Genomic DNA, 17,687 nt, shown 5'->3' on the forward strand with positions numbered 1-17,687 from the left:
AGTTATCTAGGACAGCCCCATAATTAATATCAAAACTTTTATAGCTAGCTTCAGTTTTATATAAAACAAATAGATTTATCTATGTTCTCGTGAACAAGTTGCTTTAAGTTAAATTTAATACTAAATTGCTTAATAATCATAAGAAAATCCCATAAATACCCGGTATTTTATTATTTAAGTTGAAACTAATTTAGAAGAAATTTTTGTATGAAAAATATAGTTATATTTGCGAGTAAACCTCAGCATGTTCCTGATATTTCCTGTATCCCACGAAATATAAGAAGAAAAGCTAATATTATTTTGCTAATTAATAAGAATTTAGAAAATGTAATATCTAATAGTCAGATTATATTTGATGAGGTTATCGAGTTAGGAGTTAAAGTCTTTAATAATGGGGTAATAGTTATTTTAAATCCAGAAGAAGTGGACTCTAATTTAAAGCTTTTAGAAAATAGATACACTAGCTTAGAAATCGTATTACCCGATGAGTTTAATATTGACAGTCTTGAGAGTATTCTTGCTAAATATAATCAAAAATGGAGTAAGGGAACAGGTCGAATTTGTAGAGATAAGATTTTAATGAAAGACTTTATGCAAAAACATAATATAAGAACTCCAAAATATATTCGATTTAATATGAAAGATAACTTTGATGAAATCAAAAAATATATAGGAGCTCCTTTTATTATTAAACCAATAGATAGTGCAGGTTCAATAGATGTTGCAAAAATAGCTACAGAAGAGGAGTTAAATGCTTTTAAAAGAAATAAGTATGGCTCTAAAAATTTTGAAGTAGAAGAGTTTATTGATGGAGATTTATTTCATATTGAAACGGTAAAGCTTGGAGATAAAATGTTCTCTACAATATCTGAGTATACAATACCTTCAGGTGTAGGATTAGAAAAAAATATTATAACTGGATCAGTTAACTTAGATAAATATGATAAAAGATATAGTCTCTTGAATTCATTTAATAACGATATTATAAAAGCTTTAGATAATGATGGTTGCTTTCATGCAGAGGTTTTTATTGATAAGCATACCAAAACTCCAGTTTTCCTTGAAGTAGCTTGGCGACAGGCTGGTTATCCTGTTGATATGTCATTTGTTAATATTCATGGATATAATCAGACCTTATTCTATGTTTGTTTATTGATTGATGAAGGATTTGAGAATAAAAAAAAGGATTTTCTTCTTTTTAATTTCGTTATAACTGTTAAAAAGGGGATTAATGACTTTTATAAGTTACCTGCCTTTAAAGGAGATCTTATAAACTATAAAGAAATTATAAAACCGGATAGTTTTCGTGAGAATGGCCCTTCTTTCTTTGCAGATGCCGCGAGATCTTTCACTTTGAAGTATGAATCTGATGATGATTTCCCTTCATTTATTGATAGCGATTTTAAGAAAATTCAAAACATGAATAATAGGATTTTAAATGAAAAATAAGAATTTAAGCATTTATTTTCGAACTATTTTATATGTTTTAATGGTAAGTGGCTCATTTGTTTTTATTCATAATAGTCAATCTAAGCAGAACGCTTTAATTTCAATATTGTTTATAAGCATTACATCAGCTTTTTTTTATAATATCATTAATATTCATAGATTTCGTGTTGTCCATATATCTATTATAAAGTCACCTTTTTTATGGCTACTAACATCATGCTCTATTGGTATTCAATGGTTCAGTATATATTATGCAGATATAATAGGAGGGCCTGTAGAAATTTTAGTGATGGCATGTCTGTTTGAGATATTAATAGCCACATTTTTTGATAAAAATATTATCAAAATATTCACAACATTAGTTCTTGTTTTAATAAGTATTTGGGTCTTTATGAAATATGATGTTTATAGTTTTATATTATGTTTTGTTTCGGGGCTTTCTGGATATATTTACTGTAAGTCATCATATGCTATTTCTAGGAAAATGAACTTGAATTCTCGTGATATCCTTTCAATAAGATTTTATCCTACTATATTAATTATTATTGGTATATGTGCATTCAACTATTATTCAGGAGGTTTATATAATAGTTCTTTTATAAGCTTCAAGAGTATTTTAGTATTTATAATTATAGCATTTACTACATTTATACTTCCTGTACTATTATTTCAAAGCATTATACTAAAAATAGGTGCTGAAAAAGCTGTATATATACTTTCATTGGTTCCACTGTCAGCTATGCTTATGGATGGTATATTTATGCGTGAATGGTATTTAAGTGTTATTATAATATGCCTAGTATTGATAGTGTTTCTTAATTATAGATCTATAATAGCTCTCTTAAATAAAATTATAATTAGTTAAAAGTTATTTCACATAAAATCTCTTTATAGAGAATGATTATCATAGCTTATCTATTTTCCAAACCATATTAAGTTTTTAAAATCTAAAATATATTATTTTGCTCTATATTTAATATTTCTAGAGTAGCTTATAGCATATAATTATAGGATCAATATCCTGGTATATCTTAGTCTTTTTCGATTCTTAGTAAGAGAGGGATATTTTAATTAAAGAATTTAATAAGTATAGGAGATTTATTTTTATGAGAAAGGTTCTGGCAGGTTTATTACTCTGTATGTTTATTACAGTTGCTTGCTTTGCAAGTGACTCTAATGTTAATCAAGATCAATTATCTAGCGCCATACAGAACAGATTATATGAACAAACTGGAGATAAGCATGTATCTCAAGAGTTGACTAAGTTTATTATGTCTAATGTACTAACATGGAAAGCTAAGAGTATAGATATATCAAAAGCTAATTCAATATTAGCTTTTTCATTTGGTAATGCATATGCTAAAAATGGTAATCAAAAGCCAGGGAAAATGAATTTTGAATTAGCTAACTTAGTTATTAGTATTTATAGTAAAAGACATCTTCCAGTATATGCTCAGTGGGAAATAGCACAAGCAATCGGTAATAGAATACCACATAAAGATTTGCATACTATTTATCCAAGAGTTGATAGTCAAGGCAATTTAGTATATTTAGATACTAAAGGTGTTGCCAAAGAGGCAATCAAAGAAGCAAAAGGAATAGGTAATCTTGGTACAGCTATAGTTGTTGCTTTTAAAGAGCATGAGCTAAGAGCAGTAAGAACATCTCAAGCTTTAGGAATAAAAGCATTCGCTCCAGAAGGTTATAAATTATCAGATACTTATGATAAACATTCAGGCCAACCATGGACTCGTGATAAGTTAACATTTATGCTTTATGAGATTAGAACTAGAGCAAATATATATAGAGAAAATCTAAATGGCATGATTAGCAAGAAATAGCTTAATTTTAAAGGAGCTTTATTTCTCCACACCAGCAGCATAGTATATCACATCCATCTGGGCCTGAGACTACTGAGTGTTGTGACTCTATAGGGTTAATAAAAAAATCTCCAGTAGTAAAGCTACCTCGCTCATCAGTCATCGATCCTTTTAAAACATATACCCATTCTACATCTGGATGAAGATGACTTGCTAATTTTGCATTAGGATCTAAACGTATAAAATCAATTTGAAAACTTCTATTTTCGTCTCTAGCCAGGAGTTTTTTAGAAACTCCTTTTTTAAAGCTTTCTAGTTCTTTAATATCTTTTATATTAATCTTCATCAATTTAGTATTATCCATAAATAAAGCCTTCAGGATGGTAGTCAAATAATTTGTATAAATAAAATGCCATATTATAAATCAAACACAAGTATGGATTCTATATCATTATTGATTAACGGTAATAGATATTGTTTAGCTATACTTATATGAGAGGTGTTATTTACATAATTATCTCTTTCATTAATTGAATCAAACTCCATAGAAAAAGCATAGTTAAAACCTTTATTTAGGTCTTCATTACTGTTGTTATATCCGCATACGAAGTTTTTGAATTTTAATTCTAATGAGAGGTCTCGAAACTTATTCATTACATTAATAATGCTAGATTCTCGACATGTTTTTGGTAATTTTAACAATACTAAGTGTTTGACCATAATTTAATAGTAAATTTCTTTTGCTAACTATAAAATACCATAAGTTTTAACTCAAAATATTTTATCTAGCAACTAATTAGTTAAAATAATCAATTTAATTATAACGAATAGCCTTTTTTGATTTGACATATAATTCTCTAGCTTTTTTGAAATGAAGGTAGTGAGAAGTTTTTTGATGTAATAAAAAAGATTTCTCATTTTTCCATATCTCATAAATGAAAAAACTATTTGATTCTTTTTTATATTCAAACTTGGTAGGTCTTTCGTGTTCTTTTGTTTTATCAATTAATATTTGTAATATTCTTTCAAAATCATCTGTATAATTGGGATAAATATTAAAGCAAAAAGATTTTATAAACATATTTATTCAAAGATATAGAGTTAAGTTTATCTAATATATTAATAATTAGTCCATAGCTTTTATAGTAATGTTCAGCAAAGTATCACAACATAATTGCTTTAATGCGCTTTGGAATTTAAAAAACTGCTTGTCTTCATATTTCAAAACTTTGGAATATCAGTTAAACTTTTATTGCTGCGACTAAGGAGTGTATAATTTAACATTTGTAATATGTATATTTTCCTTTCATTCTTAGTCGTAGTGATAAGTTTGAATTTTAAGATTATATAGATTTAATTAGGCTCTGTGCACAAAAATAAACTTTTGCCGGACCAAACCAAATAAAAGTACAAGCTAATTTAATCATTCCTAGAGATAAGATACTGAAATAGCTTTATCAAACCTAGAGAATACTCTTCTAAAATGCTTAATTATCATCCTTGTCATACACTGTGTGTTCTTGTATTGTTGAATAAAGCATAACTTCTTGTAAATCAAAGTTTTGTACTGACTTAAATAATCTAGAGAATACGCCTTTATCACACTAGTCTTTAAAACGCTTATGTATGGATATATTTTAACCTTTGAATAACAACGGTTTAGCTATTTTTGATATACTTTATACTTTTTGTGCACAAAGCCTAGTTAATTTTTAATATTACTTATTAAAAAATGATTTATTAGTTTATTAATAATCGATGTTATATTTGTCATCTAAGTTTTAGATAGTTAAATCTAAACTTATAATTTGTTTTTAATAATGCTTAGAAAAAATAATAAAAGGGTGGAAAATTATGAAAAGAGTATTAAAGTCATTATTTGTAGGTACTGTAACTTTTACCTCTATGTATGCCGCAGGTAATACACTAAATGTTAGTGATTTAAACTGTTTAAGAGTAGAGAAGCAATTTAGCGAAAAATATAGAAATATTTGTCTATCTTCAAAGAAGCCTGAAGACTGTTCAACAGAAAGTTATGATAAATTAAAATCTAATATTAAAGAGTGTGATTTTAAAATATTGGGCTCTTTAAGGTCAGCATTTTAAATTCTCAGCATAGTATATACTTTTCTCTTTTAATAAATTACAACTTTAAATAAGCAAAATCTTTTTTTGATATATGTTATTAAAAAAAGATAGCTTTACTTATTAAAAAGAATGATACATTTAAAGTGTAGTTTAATTAAAAGCTTCAAACAAAAAAGAGGTGGTTATCATGAAAAAGTTAGCATTAATTCTTCTATCAATAGTTATAGTTACTTCAGTGTATGCAGCAGATGTTCAATCAAATAGTGGTTCTCAAATAAATACCGGAGATTTAAATTGTTTACAATTACAAAAGCATGCCGGTAAGAAAAGCTTTTGTTTACCAGTCAAAAAACCTGAAAGTTGTTCAGCAGAAAATTATGCTAAGCTAAAGTCAAATGTTCAAGAATGTAAATTTAAAGTTAGAGGTTCTATAAGATCTGCACTTTAAATCTAATAGTTTACATTTCTAAAATATTCTATTTATAATCCTAAACCTAATAATTCTTGTATATTAATCTCTAGAATGTAAAATTTAGAAATATTAAGTATCTATAAACATTTCTTATGCAAGAATCTTTAAAACTTAGTGAATTTTTAGAACTTATAAAAAGCACAATAGAAACGAGTTTTAGTTATGAAGGTTTTTGGATTATTGCAGAGCTTTCAGAATGGAGAAAATCTGGTCGACACTATTATGGTGAGCTAATAGAGCATGATGGTGTTAGTAAATATCCTGTAGCTAAGATTAGATGTAACTGTTGGGCTAATAAGGCTGATTATATTTTAAGGAAATTTAACTCTTCAACTAATGAGCAGCTAAAATCAGATATGAAAGTACTACTAAAAGTATCTGTGAATTATCATATTAGCTTTGGACTTAGCTTAAATATAATAGATATTGATCCAGCTTTTACATTAGGAGATAGACAAGCTCGTAAATTAGAAATTTTGCAAGATCTAGCGAAAAAAGGTATATTAGAAAAAAATAAAAATCTTAGTTTACCTAAAGAATTTACAAGTATTGCTGTAATTACAAGTCTAACAGCAGCTGGTAAAGGTGATTTTTTTGAGGAAGCAGATAAATTAGAATCTTTAGGATTATGTGATTTTGATATCTTTGAAGCAAAAATGCAAGGTAAAGACTGTGCAATAAGTGTCTCAAATGCTTTTAATAAAATTATGCAAAAAGCTAGTAAATATGATGCAATTGTACTTATTCGTGGAGGTGGTTCTCAAGCGGATTTAGATTGGTTTAATAATATTCTACCAGCTGAAAGTATTTGTAATAGTAGATTACCTGTGATGGTTGGTATAGGACATGAGCGTGATAGTACTGTTTTAGATGACATCTGTACAAAACGTTTTGATACGCCTTCAAAAGTGATAAATTTTATAGCAAATACCATAGTAGAGAATGCTAAAAATGCTAAATATGATTATGATTTGATAATTAAAATAGTTAAAAATTTAGCTAAGCAAAACCAAGATCAATTAGAAAGAGTGTATGGTGATTTTAAAACTAAGATAGATCACTATTTATACCAAATTAACCAAAGTTTAAAATATAATTATAAAAGTGTTTTATCAGTATCAAGAGGACTGATTAAGCTATATAGTCAAACTGTTGAATCTCAATATAGTAACATAGGCCATAATACTCAAAACTTAGTAAAGTACTATAATTATTCTGTTGATGAATATTATAAACAGTCAATTAATATCTCAAGAAGTATTACAAAATATTATAGTCAGATAAGTGAGTATTTGTATAAACAGATTCTTTCAGTATCTATTGAGCCGACATTAAAAAGAGGCTTTAGTGTGACAGTATCTCAAGATGGTAAATATATTACAAATTATAAACAAGCTCAGAAGTATTCAACACTAGATATAGTTTATTCAGATGGAAAAATTCAAGCAGAGGTAAAAAATAATGGCAACACAAAGTAAGAAATTCGCAAAAAATTATGAAATCTTAGAACAAATAAATGAAAAGCTCCAAGATAATCAGGACAATCCAGCTTTATTAGATGAATTAGCTCCTATGTTAGAACAAGCATCTAAAAGCTATAAATTATGTAAAGAAAGGATAAGTGCTGCGCAAAAGTTTATAGATGAGTTTGATAAAGATAATTAAAATACCATTCCAGGCATTTGCCAGATACCGGCCATTCTAAGAGTATCTTTTATAATAATAGCTCTTTCATCTTCTGATATAGGCATCATGATATTATATCCACGTGATCCAGAGACAACATTGTGGAAAGTATAGTTTGATTTAGTATTTAAATTTTCCTGTTCAAATATTGCATTAGTTCTTCTAATGTCAGAAGCAGATGTAACTAGAATAATGTCTTTAATTTTAGGCTTTAAGTTTTCTAATATTTTAAAGCTATCTATGGCACCCCATACTGTACTTTTGGATTGGTCTTCCTGGATTATAATATTACTTGGCACCCCATTTTTAACTAACCATTCTTTCATTCTATATGATTCAGTAACACCTAGTTTAGGTCTACCGCCAGCAACTATAATTTTAGCATTTGGATATCGTTGATGAACTTCTAACCCTTTTTGTAATCTTTTTATAAGTATATCATCCATTGATCTATCAGAGCTAAGATTATAACCATTGATAATAATTACTGTAGGAGAGTTACTTTCAATTTGGATTTGATTTGCGTTGGTATTAATTTGTAGGTAAAAGCTATTTTTTATTATTTTAAAAGTTTTTATAAAGTCATCAGTTTTTGACCATTTTAGTTTTTGTAAATTTTGTAATGATAAGTTGTAGTTCTTTAATTTTAGTAAATCTAAATAAGCTATTGCATATATGTGTACAACAGGCTCGTTAGGAAAATCTCGTGAAAGTTGTATTATAGTTTCATCTGCTTTTTTATAATCGTGCAAGTCTAACTCTAGAGAAAATAAAGAGAGCCTTATTTGCAGTGATTCTGTGGATTTTTTTGAAGTATCTTTAAGAGCTTGATTTAAATAAGTTATAGCACTATATAAGTTCTGTTTATTTGCAGCACTATCGCTATCATCACCAGTTCTTGAAACATATTCAATATCAGCTATGGCTTTTTGCTTTAACTCAATTTGTTTTGAACTAGTAGTCGAAGCTATTAGTTTACTAGTATTATCATTATAAAAAGGGATATTTGATTTGATATAGGATATGATACTACTTTCTTCAGCAAAAACTTGAGTTGATGCAATAAAGAAGAATAGGTTTATTATTATTATTTTTCTTATTAATTTAGTCATTTCTTTTAAAACCTATTATAAATTGCTAAATATTTAACAGTTTCTTTGCAAATTAGCGCTCTATTTAATAATATATCATAAATTTAGCTAAAACTTATTGGAAATGAAAAAAGAAATATCTATAAAAAATATATTATTTGCAGGCCTTGCAACAAGCGTTGAATACTTTGACTTTGCATTATTTGCCTATGTTACTATATATATATCAGCAACTTTCTTCCCTGATAATAATTCAACTGTTGCAACAATTAAAACATTTGGTATGTTTGCAGCTGGATATTTAATGAGACCTATTGGAGGTATCTTTTTTGGAAACCTTGGTGATAAGATTGGACGTAAGAAGATTCTTATTATAACTGTGACACTAATGGCGATTTCATCTGCAATGATTGCGTTTACTCCAGGTTATAGCAGTATTGGAATTACATCAGTAGTCTTAATAATCCTAGCTCGTATGATTCAAGGTTTTTCAATAGGTGGAGAGTACAATGGTGTACTAGCTATACTAAGTGAACAAGCTCCTGATAATAAAAGAGGTTTAATTACTGCATTTGGAACATTTTTCTCTGGTTTCGGTGTCTTTTTCGGTACTGTTATCGTATTTGTATTTTCTGAGATATTATCAAAGCAGCAAATGCATACTTATGGCTGGAGATTATGTTTTGTTATAGGAATGATTTTGGCAATTATTGTATTGGTAATGCAGTTTTTACAAAGCGAATCTCCTGAGTATATCAAAGCCAAAGAAGATGGGGCATTAGATGATACTCCAGTTGTTTCAGCAATCAAAGAATATCCATATCAGATATTGATAGTATTTGCGTTAGCTGGCTATTTAGGGATTGTGTATTATATGGTTGCAGCCTTTATCCCATCTATTTTAGAAGGAACTTTACATTACTCTACAAAGACAGCGATGTTTGTAACAATGATCGCATCTATATGCTATTTCGCCACAGCACCATTTTGGGGAGCAGTTTCAGATAAAGTAGGGCGTAAAAAAGTATTATTAGTATCTTGTATTGGTATTGGGATATTGGTATATCCTAGTTTATTTGTAATAAATAGTATGGGCTCAGCATTATTATCATGTATTGTAATGTCTATTTTGATGCTTTTTATATCAGCTGCTACAGCGACATTCGTTGTGACTATTAATGAGTTATTCCCAACTCATCTTAGATTTAGTGGTGTAGGTACAGGTTATAATATTAGTAATGCTTTATTAGGTGGTACAGTGCCGCTAGTTTCAAGTATATTGATAGTTTATTTTGGTCAGATGGCTCCTGGGATTTATGCAGTTATAGCCTCGATTATAATCGTTATAATCATAGCTAAGATGCCTGAAACTAATGGTATTAAGCTAGAAGAGTAAACTATCAAAAAAATAATCTATAAATAATCTATTGCTTTTTTTGAAACTATTCTTGCCATCTTTCTGGTCACCGAGCTAAGTGCGAAGTGTGGCAATAGAATCTACTTACTATAGGAATTAAAATAAGATTTTAGCATTATATTTTGACTCTATATTTACTAAGTGTAGTCAAATATCTAATTAACAGGATCTATCATGATTGATCTCTATAAACCTATATTTAAAAATATTTTTTAAATATCTAAAAATTTGGTTTGTAATCATTGTTTTTCTGTACTACTATGTTAATACACTAGCACAGAGTATTAGCTAAAAAAATAAATGTCTGAAATAAAAAATAATAAAGAAAATCTTCAGAATCTTTATGAAGTTTTCACAAGTTTTGAATCTATAGAGCAAGCAAAGCTTTTCTTAGAAGATTTATGCACACCAGTAGATTTAATGGCAATGGCTGCTCGTTGGAGAGTAGTTAAAGAATTAAAAAAAGATAAATCATATCGCCAGATCCATGCTGAAACAGGGGTCAGCCTTACAACTATTAGTAGAGTTGCAAGATGCCTTACTTATGGAACAAATGGTTATAACACTATCTATAACAAAACAAAAAATGAGAGTTAAGATGAGAAAAAGATTAAGAGTTGCTATACAAAAGAAAGGCAGACTATATGATAATTCAATGGAATTATTTAATAAAATAGGTGTCAAAGTCGAGTTCTCAAGTAAAAGTAATTTGTTATGCCATTCAATAAATGCTCCGATTGATTTTCTTTTTGTAAGAGATGATGATATTCCAACTTTAGTAAATGGTAATGTTTGTGATTTTGGCATAGTAGGTGAGAATGTTTTAGAAGAGTATTTACTAAGCATAAAAGATACTAATAAAAAGAATGATATTATCAAAACGAAAAAACTAGGTTTTGGTAAATGTAGATTATCTATAGCTGTACCAAATAATGCTAGTGAAAACTTAAATGATCTTAAAAATACCCGAATAGCAACTTCATATCCTTATTTAGTACAAGAGTTTTCAGATAAGAATGATTTAGGTCTTGATCCATTATCTATTTCTGGATCTGTTGAGATCGCACCAAACTTACAAATGGCGAGCTCAATATGTGACTTGGTTTCTACTGGTAGAACATTAGAAGAGAATAATCTTAAAGAGATTCATACTATAATGAAAAGCCAAGCTATTCTAATTCGCTCAAATGAGAGTTTTGGTGAAGAATTAGAAGAGTATTATGAGTTATTACTTAGACGAATTGAGGGCGTAAAACATGCCCAAGAACGTAAATATATTATGTTTCATATTGATAAAAATGCTGTTGATACAATCTCTCACATTTTACCAGGACATGAGGGCCAAACTATTATGCCTATATATGGTGATAATAAAGTCGCGGTACATTTAGTTACCAAAGAAGGTGTTTTCTGGGGAACTTTAGAGAAGTTAAAAGAAGCTGGTGCTAGCTCTATATTAGTTTTACCGATTGAAAAAATGTTGGAGTAAGTAACTACAATGATTGAAATATATAATTGGCGAGAGCTTAGTGTAGTTAAGCAAGTAGAGCTTTTATCTCGCCCAGTTTCTGCTAATAAAGCTAGCTTAGTCTCAGGCGTTAGAGATATTTTAAGTGAAGTCCAGCAAAATGGTGATAAAGCACTTTTTGAGCTTACTTCTAAGTTTGACTGTGTTGGTTTAGATGATATTGAAGTCTCAACAGATGAGATTAAGAATGCTTATTCATTAGTTTCACAAGATGATATTAATTTAGTTAAAAGCTCTATAGCGCGTATATCTAACTATCATGAAGTAATGAAGCCAAAAACAACTGTTTGTGATACTAATGATGGTGTGGTTTGTAAAAAAGTTTATAAACCTATCGAAAAGGTTGGTTTATATGTCCCAGGTGGTTCAGCACCTTTAGTTTCTACGCTAATAATGTTGGCAGCTCCAGCACAAATTGCTGGCTGTAAAGAAGTCTATGTAACTACTCCTTGTGATAAAAATGGTAATATTCATCCACTAATTTTAATAGCTGCTGATATTTGTAAGGTTTCAAAGATTTATAAGCTAGGTGGTGCTCAGGCGATAGCTGCTTTAGCTTACGGTACAGAGACAGTAGCTAAAGTTAATAAAATCTATGGTCCAGGAAATTCTTGGGTTACAGAAGCAAAACAACAAGTATCTAATGATAGTCAAGGCGCTGCAATAGATCTACCAGCTGGACCTTCAGAGGTTTTAGTAGTTGCTGATGAGAGCGCAGATCCTAGATTTGTTGCTGCAGATCTACTAGCTCAGGCTGAGCATGGTATAGATTCACAAGCACTACTAATCACAACTAGTCAAACTTTAGCTAATAAAGTTAGAGATGAAGTTTCTAAGCAGGTCAGTACAGCTGAAAGAAAAACTATAATTGAGAAGTCTTTAGAAAATAGTGCAATTATTATTGTAGGTACACTTAACCAAGCAATTAATATAGCTAATGAATATGCTTCTGAGCATCTTATTTTAAATATTAAAGATGCAGATGAGTATATTGATAGTATTGAAAATGCTGGAGCTATATTTGTGGGTCCTTGGGCAGTAGAGGCATTAGGTGATTATATTACTGGGTCAAACCATGTGTTACCAACTTATGGTTATGCCAAAGCTTATAGTGGTTTAGCAACTATAGATTTTATGAAAGCAATAAGCATTCAAAATGTCTCAAAACAAGGGATGAAAAATATAGGTGAAATGGCAATGAGATTAGCTGATATAGAAGGTCTAAAAGCTCATGAAATGGCTGTTAAAATTCGTTTGGAGAGCTTATAAGATATGCAAGAGCTAGAAAAATTAATTCGTAAAGATTTACAAAAGTTTAGTGCTTATTCATCAGCTAGATCTCTAAAAGTTCAAGGGAGCATATGGCTTAATGCTAATGAATCTCCTTATAATGATGAAAATCTATTTAATCGTTATCCTTCACAGCAACCTCAACAATTAGTTCAATGTTTAGCAGGTATCTACAAGGTGAAAGCTAACAATTTGTTAGTTACTCGTGGTAGTGATGAAGGAATAGATCTGTTATTTAGGCTATATTGCGAATATCAAAAAGATAGTGTATTTGCAGTAGAGCCAACATTTGGGATGTATAAAATCGCGGCACAATTACAAGGTGTTGAGTATAAGACCATAAAGCTTGAACAAGAGAATGATTTTAAACTAGATATTGCTAAGCTTTTAGAAAGTATTCCTAATAATTGTAAGTTACTTTTCTTATGTACTCCAAATAATCCAACTGGTAAATCATTATCACTAGCTGAGATTGAAAAGGTATTAGTAAGCTTGGCAGATAAATGTATAGTTGTTGTAGATGAGGCATATATAGAGTTTAGTAGTGAACAGTCAGCGACTACTATTATCGATAAATATCAAAACTTAGTTGTACTAAGAACATTATCAAAATCTTTTGGTATGGCAGGACTTAGATTAGGAACAATAATTTCTAATGCTAAAATGATTGAATGGTTAAGAAAAATCTTAGCACCATATCCAATTCCAAAGACTACTGAAACTACGATATTAAATTTACTTGATGGTAAGAGCTTAGCTAAGCTAGATGCTCAAGTTGAAGAAATAAAACAGCAGAGACAGCTAGTATTTGAAAAGCTAGAACAGTTAGCTATAGTAAATAAAGTATATTCATCAGATGCGAACTTTTTACTAGTTAGTTTTAAAAAGCACGTTTTTGATGATTTAATTGCAAACAATATAGTTGTGCGTTCTATGGCGCATTTTTTTAATGATGAAAAGATGCTAAGAATAAGTATTGGAACATCAGTTGAAAATAAAAAACTAATTGAAGTATTACAAAAATTAAGTAGTGATTATGAAGCAAAATAAATATTTATTTATTGATAGAGATGGTACGTTAATAGTTGAACCGCCCATAGATAAACAAGTCGATAGTATCGAGAAATTAGAGTTTTTTGAAGGTGTCTTTGAGGCGCTTAAAAAATTACAAAAAGCAGGTTTTAAACTTGTAATGGTATCAAATCAAGATGGTTTAGGAAATGAGTCTTTTCCTCAAGAAGATTTTGATGCGCCTCATGACTTGATGATGAAGATATTTAAATCACAAGGTATTGTATTTGAAGATGTGTTAATCTGTCCACATTTTGACCATGAAAACTGTAATTGTCGTAAACCTAAAGTTGGTTTGTTGATGGATTATTTAGTTGAGCAAAAGATCTCTCTAAAAGATAGCTATGTGATTGGTGATAGAGAAACAGATGTTCAATTAGCACATAATATAAAAGTTAATCCTATTCAGTTTGGTATTGGAAATTATCAATCTTGGGATGATATTACTACAGCGATATTAAATAAACCTAGAGTAGCTGAAATCAAGCGTGTAACTAATGAGACGGATATTATTGTAAAAGTTAATCTAGATGTTCCTGGAACTCGAGAAATCAATACTGGTCTTGGATTTTTTGATCATATGCTTGATCAGATTGTAAAACATGCTGGTATAAGCGCAGTAATTCAGGCAAAGGGTGATCTTCATATCGATGATCATCATTGTGTTGAAGATGTAGCGATTACTCTTTCACAAGCAATTGCTCAAGCTCTAGGAGATAAATATGGTATTAATCGTTATGGTTTTTTGCTACCAATGGATGAAGCTTTGGTTGAGATCGCTCTAGATCTAAGTGGTAGAAATTTCTGTTCATTTGAAGCGAATTTTGATCGAGAAATAGTTGGGGATTTATCAGTAGAGTTAGTGAAGCATTTCTTTGTATCTTTTGCAGAAGGTTTAAAAGCTACACTACATATCAAAGTAACAGGTGAGAATACTCATCATATGATAGAGGCTTGTTTTAAAGGTTTAGGAAAAGTGCTTAAACAAGCGATTGCCAAAAATGGTATAGATGAGATTCCAAGCTCAAAGGGTGTTTTATGATAGCGATAATAGACTGTTGTGGGAGTAATTTTGCTTCGATAAAATATGCTTTTGAGAAATTAGGGCAAGAAATAGTCCTAACACATGATGCTGAAGTTATCAAAAAATCAGACTGCGTAATTTTACCTGGTGTAGGACATGCTAAATCAGCTATGGATAGTTTAAGAAAAAATAATTTAGATAAGCTTATTCCAAAGCTAACACAACCAGTATTAGGAATATGTTTAGGAATGCAAATTATGTATAGTTTTTCTGAAGAAGGAAATACCGATTGTTTGGGTATTTTTCCTGAAAAAGTAAAAGCTTTTAAGAGAACTCAAGGTTTTAGTATTCCACACATGGGTTGGAACAGCTTACAAAATATAAATAAGGATCATTTTTTATTTAAAAATATCGCAGAAGATGATTATGTATATTTTGTGCATAGTTTTTATGCTGAGCTTAATCAATTTAGCATAGCTACTAATGACTATATAAATGATTTCACTGCGATAGTAAATAAAGATAATTTTTATGGTATTCAATTTCATCCTGAGAAGTCAGGTAATGTTGGGATGAAGATTTTAGAGAATTTTATACAAGGAGTTTTATAAATGAATATATTTCCAGCGATAGATCTTATAAATGGCAAATGTGTTCGTTTAGAAAAAGGTGATTTCAATAAAACTACTACTTATGAGCTTGAACCAAAAGATGTTGCAAAAACATATCAACAAGCAGGTGCAGAGTTTATCCATGTCGTAGATTTGGATGGCGCTAAGAAAGGCCAAACTTGTCAATTTGAGACTATTCAGAAGATTAGAGAAAACTGTAATATGACTCTACAAGTTGGTGGTGGTGTCAAAGATTTTGAAACTATCGAAAAGCTTCTAGAACTTGGGGTTGATAGGGTAGTTGTTGGTAGTTTAGCAGTTAAGGATATAGCTTTAACAAAGAAGTTTTTTGAGAAATATGGCGCTGAGAAGATAGTTTTAGCTTTAGATGTGTTTATCAAAGATGGTATTCCTTACATAGCAACGCATGGCTGGCAAGAGTCTAGTACAACAACTTTAGATGAAATATTACAGACTTATCTTGGTGATGGTCTTGAGTATGTCTTATGTACTGATATTTCTCGAGACGGTATGCTGCAAGGTCCAAATTTTGAGCTATATAAAATCTACTCATCTATATATCCAGATATTCAATTTATGGCTTCTGGTGGGGTTGGTAGCTTAGAAGATTTAGAAATTCTAAAAGAGCAGAATACTTATGGTGTTATCATAGGCAAAGCTCTATATGAAAATAAATTTACACTTCAAGAGGCTTTAGAATGTTAACTAAAAGAATAATTCCATGTCTTGATGTCAAAGATGGGGTAGTTGTTAAAGGTGTAAAATTTAGGAATCATAGAATCATTGGCGATATTGTTGAGTTGGCACAGAAATACTCAGAAGCAGGAGCTGATGAGCTAGTATTTTATGATATTGGAGCTAGTCCTGATAATAAGCTACTTTCGATAAAATGGATACAGGAGATAGCTAAAAAGATAAATATACCATTCTGTGTGGCTGGAGGTATAAAGTCTGTAGAGAATGCTCGCACAATATTAAATGAAGGAGCAGATAAAATATCCGTCAACTCAGCAGCGCTTGCTAGACCTGATTTGATAGATGAGCTAGTTTATGAGTTTGGTACACAATGTGTAGTGGTTGGTGTAGATAGTAAATTTATTGATGGTAAGTTTAAAGTTTGCCAATATACAGGTAGTGCTGATAAAACTGTACAGACATTATTAGATCCAGTTAGCTGGGCAAAAGAAGTTGAGTCTCGTGGTGCAGGTGAGATAGTTCTTAACTGTATGAATCATGATGGTGTCAAGGGTGGTTATGATCTAGAGCATCTTAGAGAAGTCCAATCAAATGTTTCAATACCTGTTATTGCTTCTGGTGGTGCTGGTCAGATTCAGCATTTTATTGATGTATTTAAGTATACAGATATTGATGGAGCTTTGGCAGCTAGTGTATTTCATGATAATATTATTGCGATACCTGAGCTAAAACAAGAGCTTTTTAAAAACAATATACCGACAAGAATAGTAAAATAGGATACAAAATGGATAACAAAATTATAGAGTCTATAGCTTGGCAAAAAATGGATAATTTAGTTCCAGCTATTATTCAATCAGCAATTGATAATAGTGTCTTAATGCTAGGCTATATGAGTAAAGAATCTTTAGAAAAGACTTTAGAAATTGGCAAAGTTACTTTCTATAGTCGTAGTAAAAAACGTCTATGGACTAAGGGAGAAGAAAGTAGTAATTTTCTTGAGTTAAAAGATATAGCTGTTGATTGTGATAATGATTCTATACTTATAAAAACTATACCATACGGTCCAACTTGCCATACTGGTAGTAAATCATGTTTTACAAAAAATGAAGAAAATAGCTCTTTGTATATAATAGATAAATTAGAAAAACTAATTGCTGAAAGAAAAGATTATTTGCCTGAGAATAGTTATTTAACTAGTTTATTTAAAGAAGGTTTACCAAGAATTGCTCAAAAGGTTGGTGAAGAAGGTGTTGAAGTTGTAATTGCTGCAATGAAACAAGATTCAGAAGATGAACTAATTTCTGAGACAGCGGACTTATTATTTCATTTATTAGTTTTACTTAGAGAGAAAGGTATTTCATTAGAACAAATTTGTCAAAAGTTGGTTTCTAGGAATAGTTCTAATTAAATACATTAGCAGTTA

At 29.9% G+C, this 17,687-nt stretch carries 21 protein-coding genes and 1 pseudogene; 17 read left to right on the top strand and 5 right to left on the bottom strand.

Annotated features, from left to right (window positions below; translation table 11 throughout):
* The first annotated feature begins 207 nt into the window (after nt 1–207).
* The 3 genes from F3D62_RS11310 (at nt 208) to F3D62_RS11320 (ending at nt 3,290) form a co-directional block, all read left to right on the top strand.
* Nucleotides 208–1,449, top strand: coding sequence for an acetyl-CoA carboxylase biotin carboxylase subunit family protein (locus F3D62_RS11310; RefSeq protein WP_150468359.1), 1,242 nt, complete (start codon nt 208–210; stop codon nt 1,447–1,449).
* Entirely contained in the window at nt 1,439–2,314 is an 876-nt protein-coding gene (locus F3D62_RS11315) for a hypothetical protein (protein ID WP_150468360.1), read from the top strand. The genes F3D62_RS11310 and F3D62_RS11315 overlap by 11 nt, the downstream gene beginning before the upstream one ends.
* Nucleotides 2,315–2,555: 241 nt before the next feature.
* Entirely contained in the window at nt 2,556–3,290 is a 735-nt protein-coding gene (locus F3D62_RS11320; RefSeq protein ID WP_150468361.1) for a hypothetical protein, read from the top strand.
* 7 nt (nt 3,291–3,297) lie between these two features.
* Here the strand turns inward: F3D62_RS11320 and F3D62_RS11325 are convergent, their stop codons facing one another.
* From F3D62_RS11325 to F3D62_RS13265, 4 genes and pseudogenes are all read right to left on the bottom strand, one after another.
* Entirely contained in the window at nt 3,298–3,633 is a 336-nt protein-coding gene (locus F3D62_RS11325) for a cupin domain-containing protein (RefSeq protein WP_224732689.1), read from the bottom strand.
* Between the two features lie 53 nt (nt 3,634–3,686).
* Nucleotides 3,687–3,989 (bottom strand): Dabb family protein, encoded by a 303-nt coding sequence (locus tag F3D62_RS11330; protein WP_150468362.1) that lies wholly within the window; start codon nt 3,987–3,989, stop codon nt 3,687–3,689.
* A gap of 94 nt (nt 3,990–4,083) precedes the next feature.
* Nucleotides 4,084–4,350: an antibiotic biosynthesis monooxygenase gene (locus F3D62_RS13260; protein ID WP_224732690.1), complete on the bottom strand. Its 267-nt coding sequence runs from the start codon at nt 4,348–4,350 to the stop codon at nt 4,084–4,086.
* A gap of 262 nt (nt 4,351–4,612) precedes the next feature.
* A pseudogene (locus F3D62_RS13265) lies at nt 4,613–4,900 on the bottom strand (hypothetical protein); the annotation flags it as partial.
* A 223-nt stretch (nt 4,901–5,123) separates the two neighbouring features.
* Between F3D62_RS13265 and F3D62_RS11340 the strand changes: the two are divergent.
* From F3D62_RS11340 to xseB, 4 genes are all read left to right on the top strand, one after another.
* Nucleotides 5,124–5,375: a hypothetical protein gene (locus F3D62_RS11340; protein WP_150468363.1), complete on the top strand. Its 252-nt coding sequence runs from the start codon at nt 5,124–5,126 to the stop codon at nt 5,373–5,375.
* Between the two features lie 169 nt (nt 5,376–5,544).
* Nucleotides 5,545–5,805 carry a hypothetical protein gene (locus tag F3D62_RS11345; protein WP_150468364.1) on the top strand — a complete coding sequence of 87 codons (261 nt, stop codon included), beginning with the start codon at nt 5,545–5,547 and terminating at the stop codon, nt 5,803–5,805.
* Between the two features lie 116 nt (nt 5,806–5,921).
* Nucleotides 5,922–7,307, top strand: a complete 1,386-nt coding sequence (gene xseA, locus F3D62_RS11350) for an exodeoxyribonuclease VII large subunit (RefSeq protein ID WP_150468365.1) — start codon at nt 5,922–5,924, stop codon at nt 7,305–7,307.
* Entirely contained in the window at nt 7,291–7,494 is a 204-nt protein-coding gene (gene xseB / locus F3D62_RS11355; protein WP_150468366.1) for an exodeoxyribonuclease VII small subunit, read from the top strand. The genes xseA and xseB overlap by 17 nt, the downstream gene beginning before the upstream one ends.
* On the opposite strand, the gene F3D62_RS11360 is transcribed toward xseB, so the two are convergent.
* Nucleotides 7,491–8,627, bottom strand: coding sequence for a YdcF family protein (locus F3D62_RS11360; protein WP_150468367.1), 1,137 nt, complete (start codon nt 8,625–8,627; stop codon nt 7,491–7,493). The genes xseB and F3D62_RS11360 overlap by 4 nt on opposite strands.
* 103 nt (nt 8,628–8,730) lie before the next feature.
* Here F3D62_RS11360 and F3D62_RS11365 point away from each other — a divergent pair, with 103 nt between their 5' ends.
* The 10 genes from F3D62_RS11365 to hisIE all read left to right on the top strand — a co-directional run bounded on the left by F3D62_RS11365 (nt 8,731) and on the right by hisIE (nt 17,672).
* Nucleotides 8,731–10,002 carry an MFS transporter gene (locus tag F3D62_RS11365; RefSeq protein ID WP_150468368.1) on the top strand — a complete coding sequence of 424 codons (1,272 nt, stop codon included), beginning with the start codon at nt 8,731–8,733 and terminating at the stop codon, nt 10,000–10,002.
* Nucleotides 10,003–10,323: 321 nt separating this feature from the next.
* Nucleotides 10,324–10,620: a YerC/YecD family TrpR-related protein gene (locus F3D62_RS11370; RefSeq protein WP_150468369.1), complete on the top strand. Its 297-nt coding sequence runs from the start codon at nt 10,324–10,326 to the stop codon at nt 10,618–10,620.
* A 1-nt stretch (nt 10,621) separates the two neighbouring features.
* The gene (gene hisG, locus F3D62_RS11375; RefSeq protein ID WP_150468370.1) at nt 10,622–11,512 is read left to right on the top strand and encodes an ATP phosphoribosyltransferase; all 891 of its coding nucleotides are present in this window, start codon (nt 10,622–10,624) and stop codon (nt 11,510–11,512) included.
* A 9-nt stretch (nt 11,513–11,521) separates the two neighbouring features.
* Entirely contained in the window at nt 11,522–12,820 is a 1,299-nt protein-coding gene (gene hisD / locus F3D62_RS11380) for a histidinol dehydrogenase (RefSeq protein WP_150468371.1), read from the top strand.
* A gap of 3 nt (nt 12,821–12,823) precedes the next feature.
* On the top strand, nt 12,824–13,891 hold the full coding sequence (gene hisC / locus F3D62_RS11385) for a histidinol-phosphate transaminase (RefSeq protein ID WP_150468372.1): 1,068 nt from the start codon (nt 12,824–12,826) through the stop codon (nt 13,889–13,891).
* A complete protein-coding gene (gene hisB / locus F3D62_RS11390; protein ID WP_150468373.1) occupies nt 13,878–14,954 on the top strand; it encodes a bifunctional histidinol-phosphatase/imidazoleglycerol-phosphate dehydratase HisB in 1,077 nt (358 codons plus the stop codon). The genes hisC and hisB overlap by 14 nt, the downstream gene beginning before the upstream one ends.
* The gene (hisH, locus tag F3D62_RS11395) at nt 14,951–15,547 is read left to right on the top strand and encodes an imidazole glycerol phosphate synthase subunit HisH (RefSeq protein WP_150468374.1); all 597 of its coding nucleotides are present in this window, start codon (nt 14,951–14,953) and stop codon (nt 15,545–15,547) included. The genes hisB and hisH overlap by 4 nt, the downstream gene beginning before the upstream one ends.
* A complete protein-coding gene (hisA, locus tag F3D62_RS11400) occupies nt 15,548–16,273 on the top strand; it encodes a 1-(5-phosphoribosyl)-5-[(5-phosphoribosylamino)methylideneamino]imidazole-4-carboxamide isomerase (RefSeq protein ID WP_150468375.1) in 726 nt (241 codons plus the stop codon). It abuts the gene before it with no gap.
* A complete protein-coding gene (hisF, locus tag F3D62_RS11405) occupies nt 16,267–17,040 on the top strand; it encodes an imidazole glycerol phosphate synthase subunit HisF (RefSeq protein WP_150468376.1) in 774 nt (257 codons plus the stop codon). Before hisA ends, hisF begins: the two co-directional genes overlap by 7 nt.
* Nucleotides 17,041–17,048: 8 nt before the next feature.
* A complete protein-coding gene (gene hisIE, locus F3D62_RS11410) occupies nt 17,049–17,672 on the top strand; it encodes a bifunctional phosphoribosyl-AMP cyclohydrolase/phosphoribosyl-ATP diphosphatase HisIE (RefSeq protein WP_150468377.1) in 624 nt (207 codons plus the stop codon).
* The last annotated feature ends 15 nt before the right edge of the window (nt 17,673–17,687 follow it).

This window comes from Francisella sp. SYW-9, assembly GCF_008711465.1.
Lineage (GTDB): Bacteria > Pseudomonadota > Gammaproteobacteria > Francisellales > Francisellaceae > Francisella.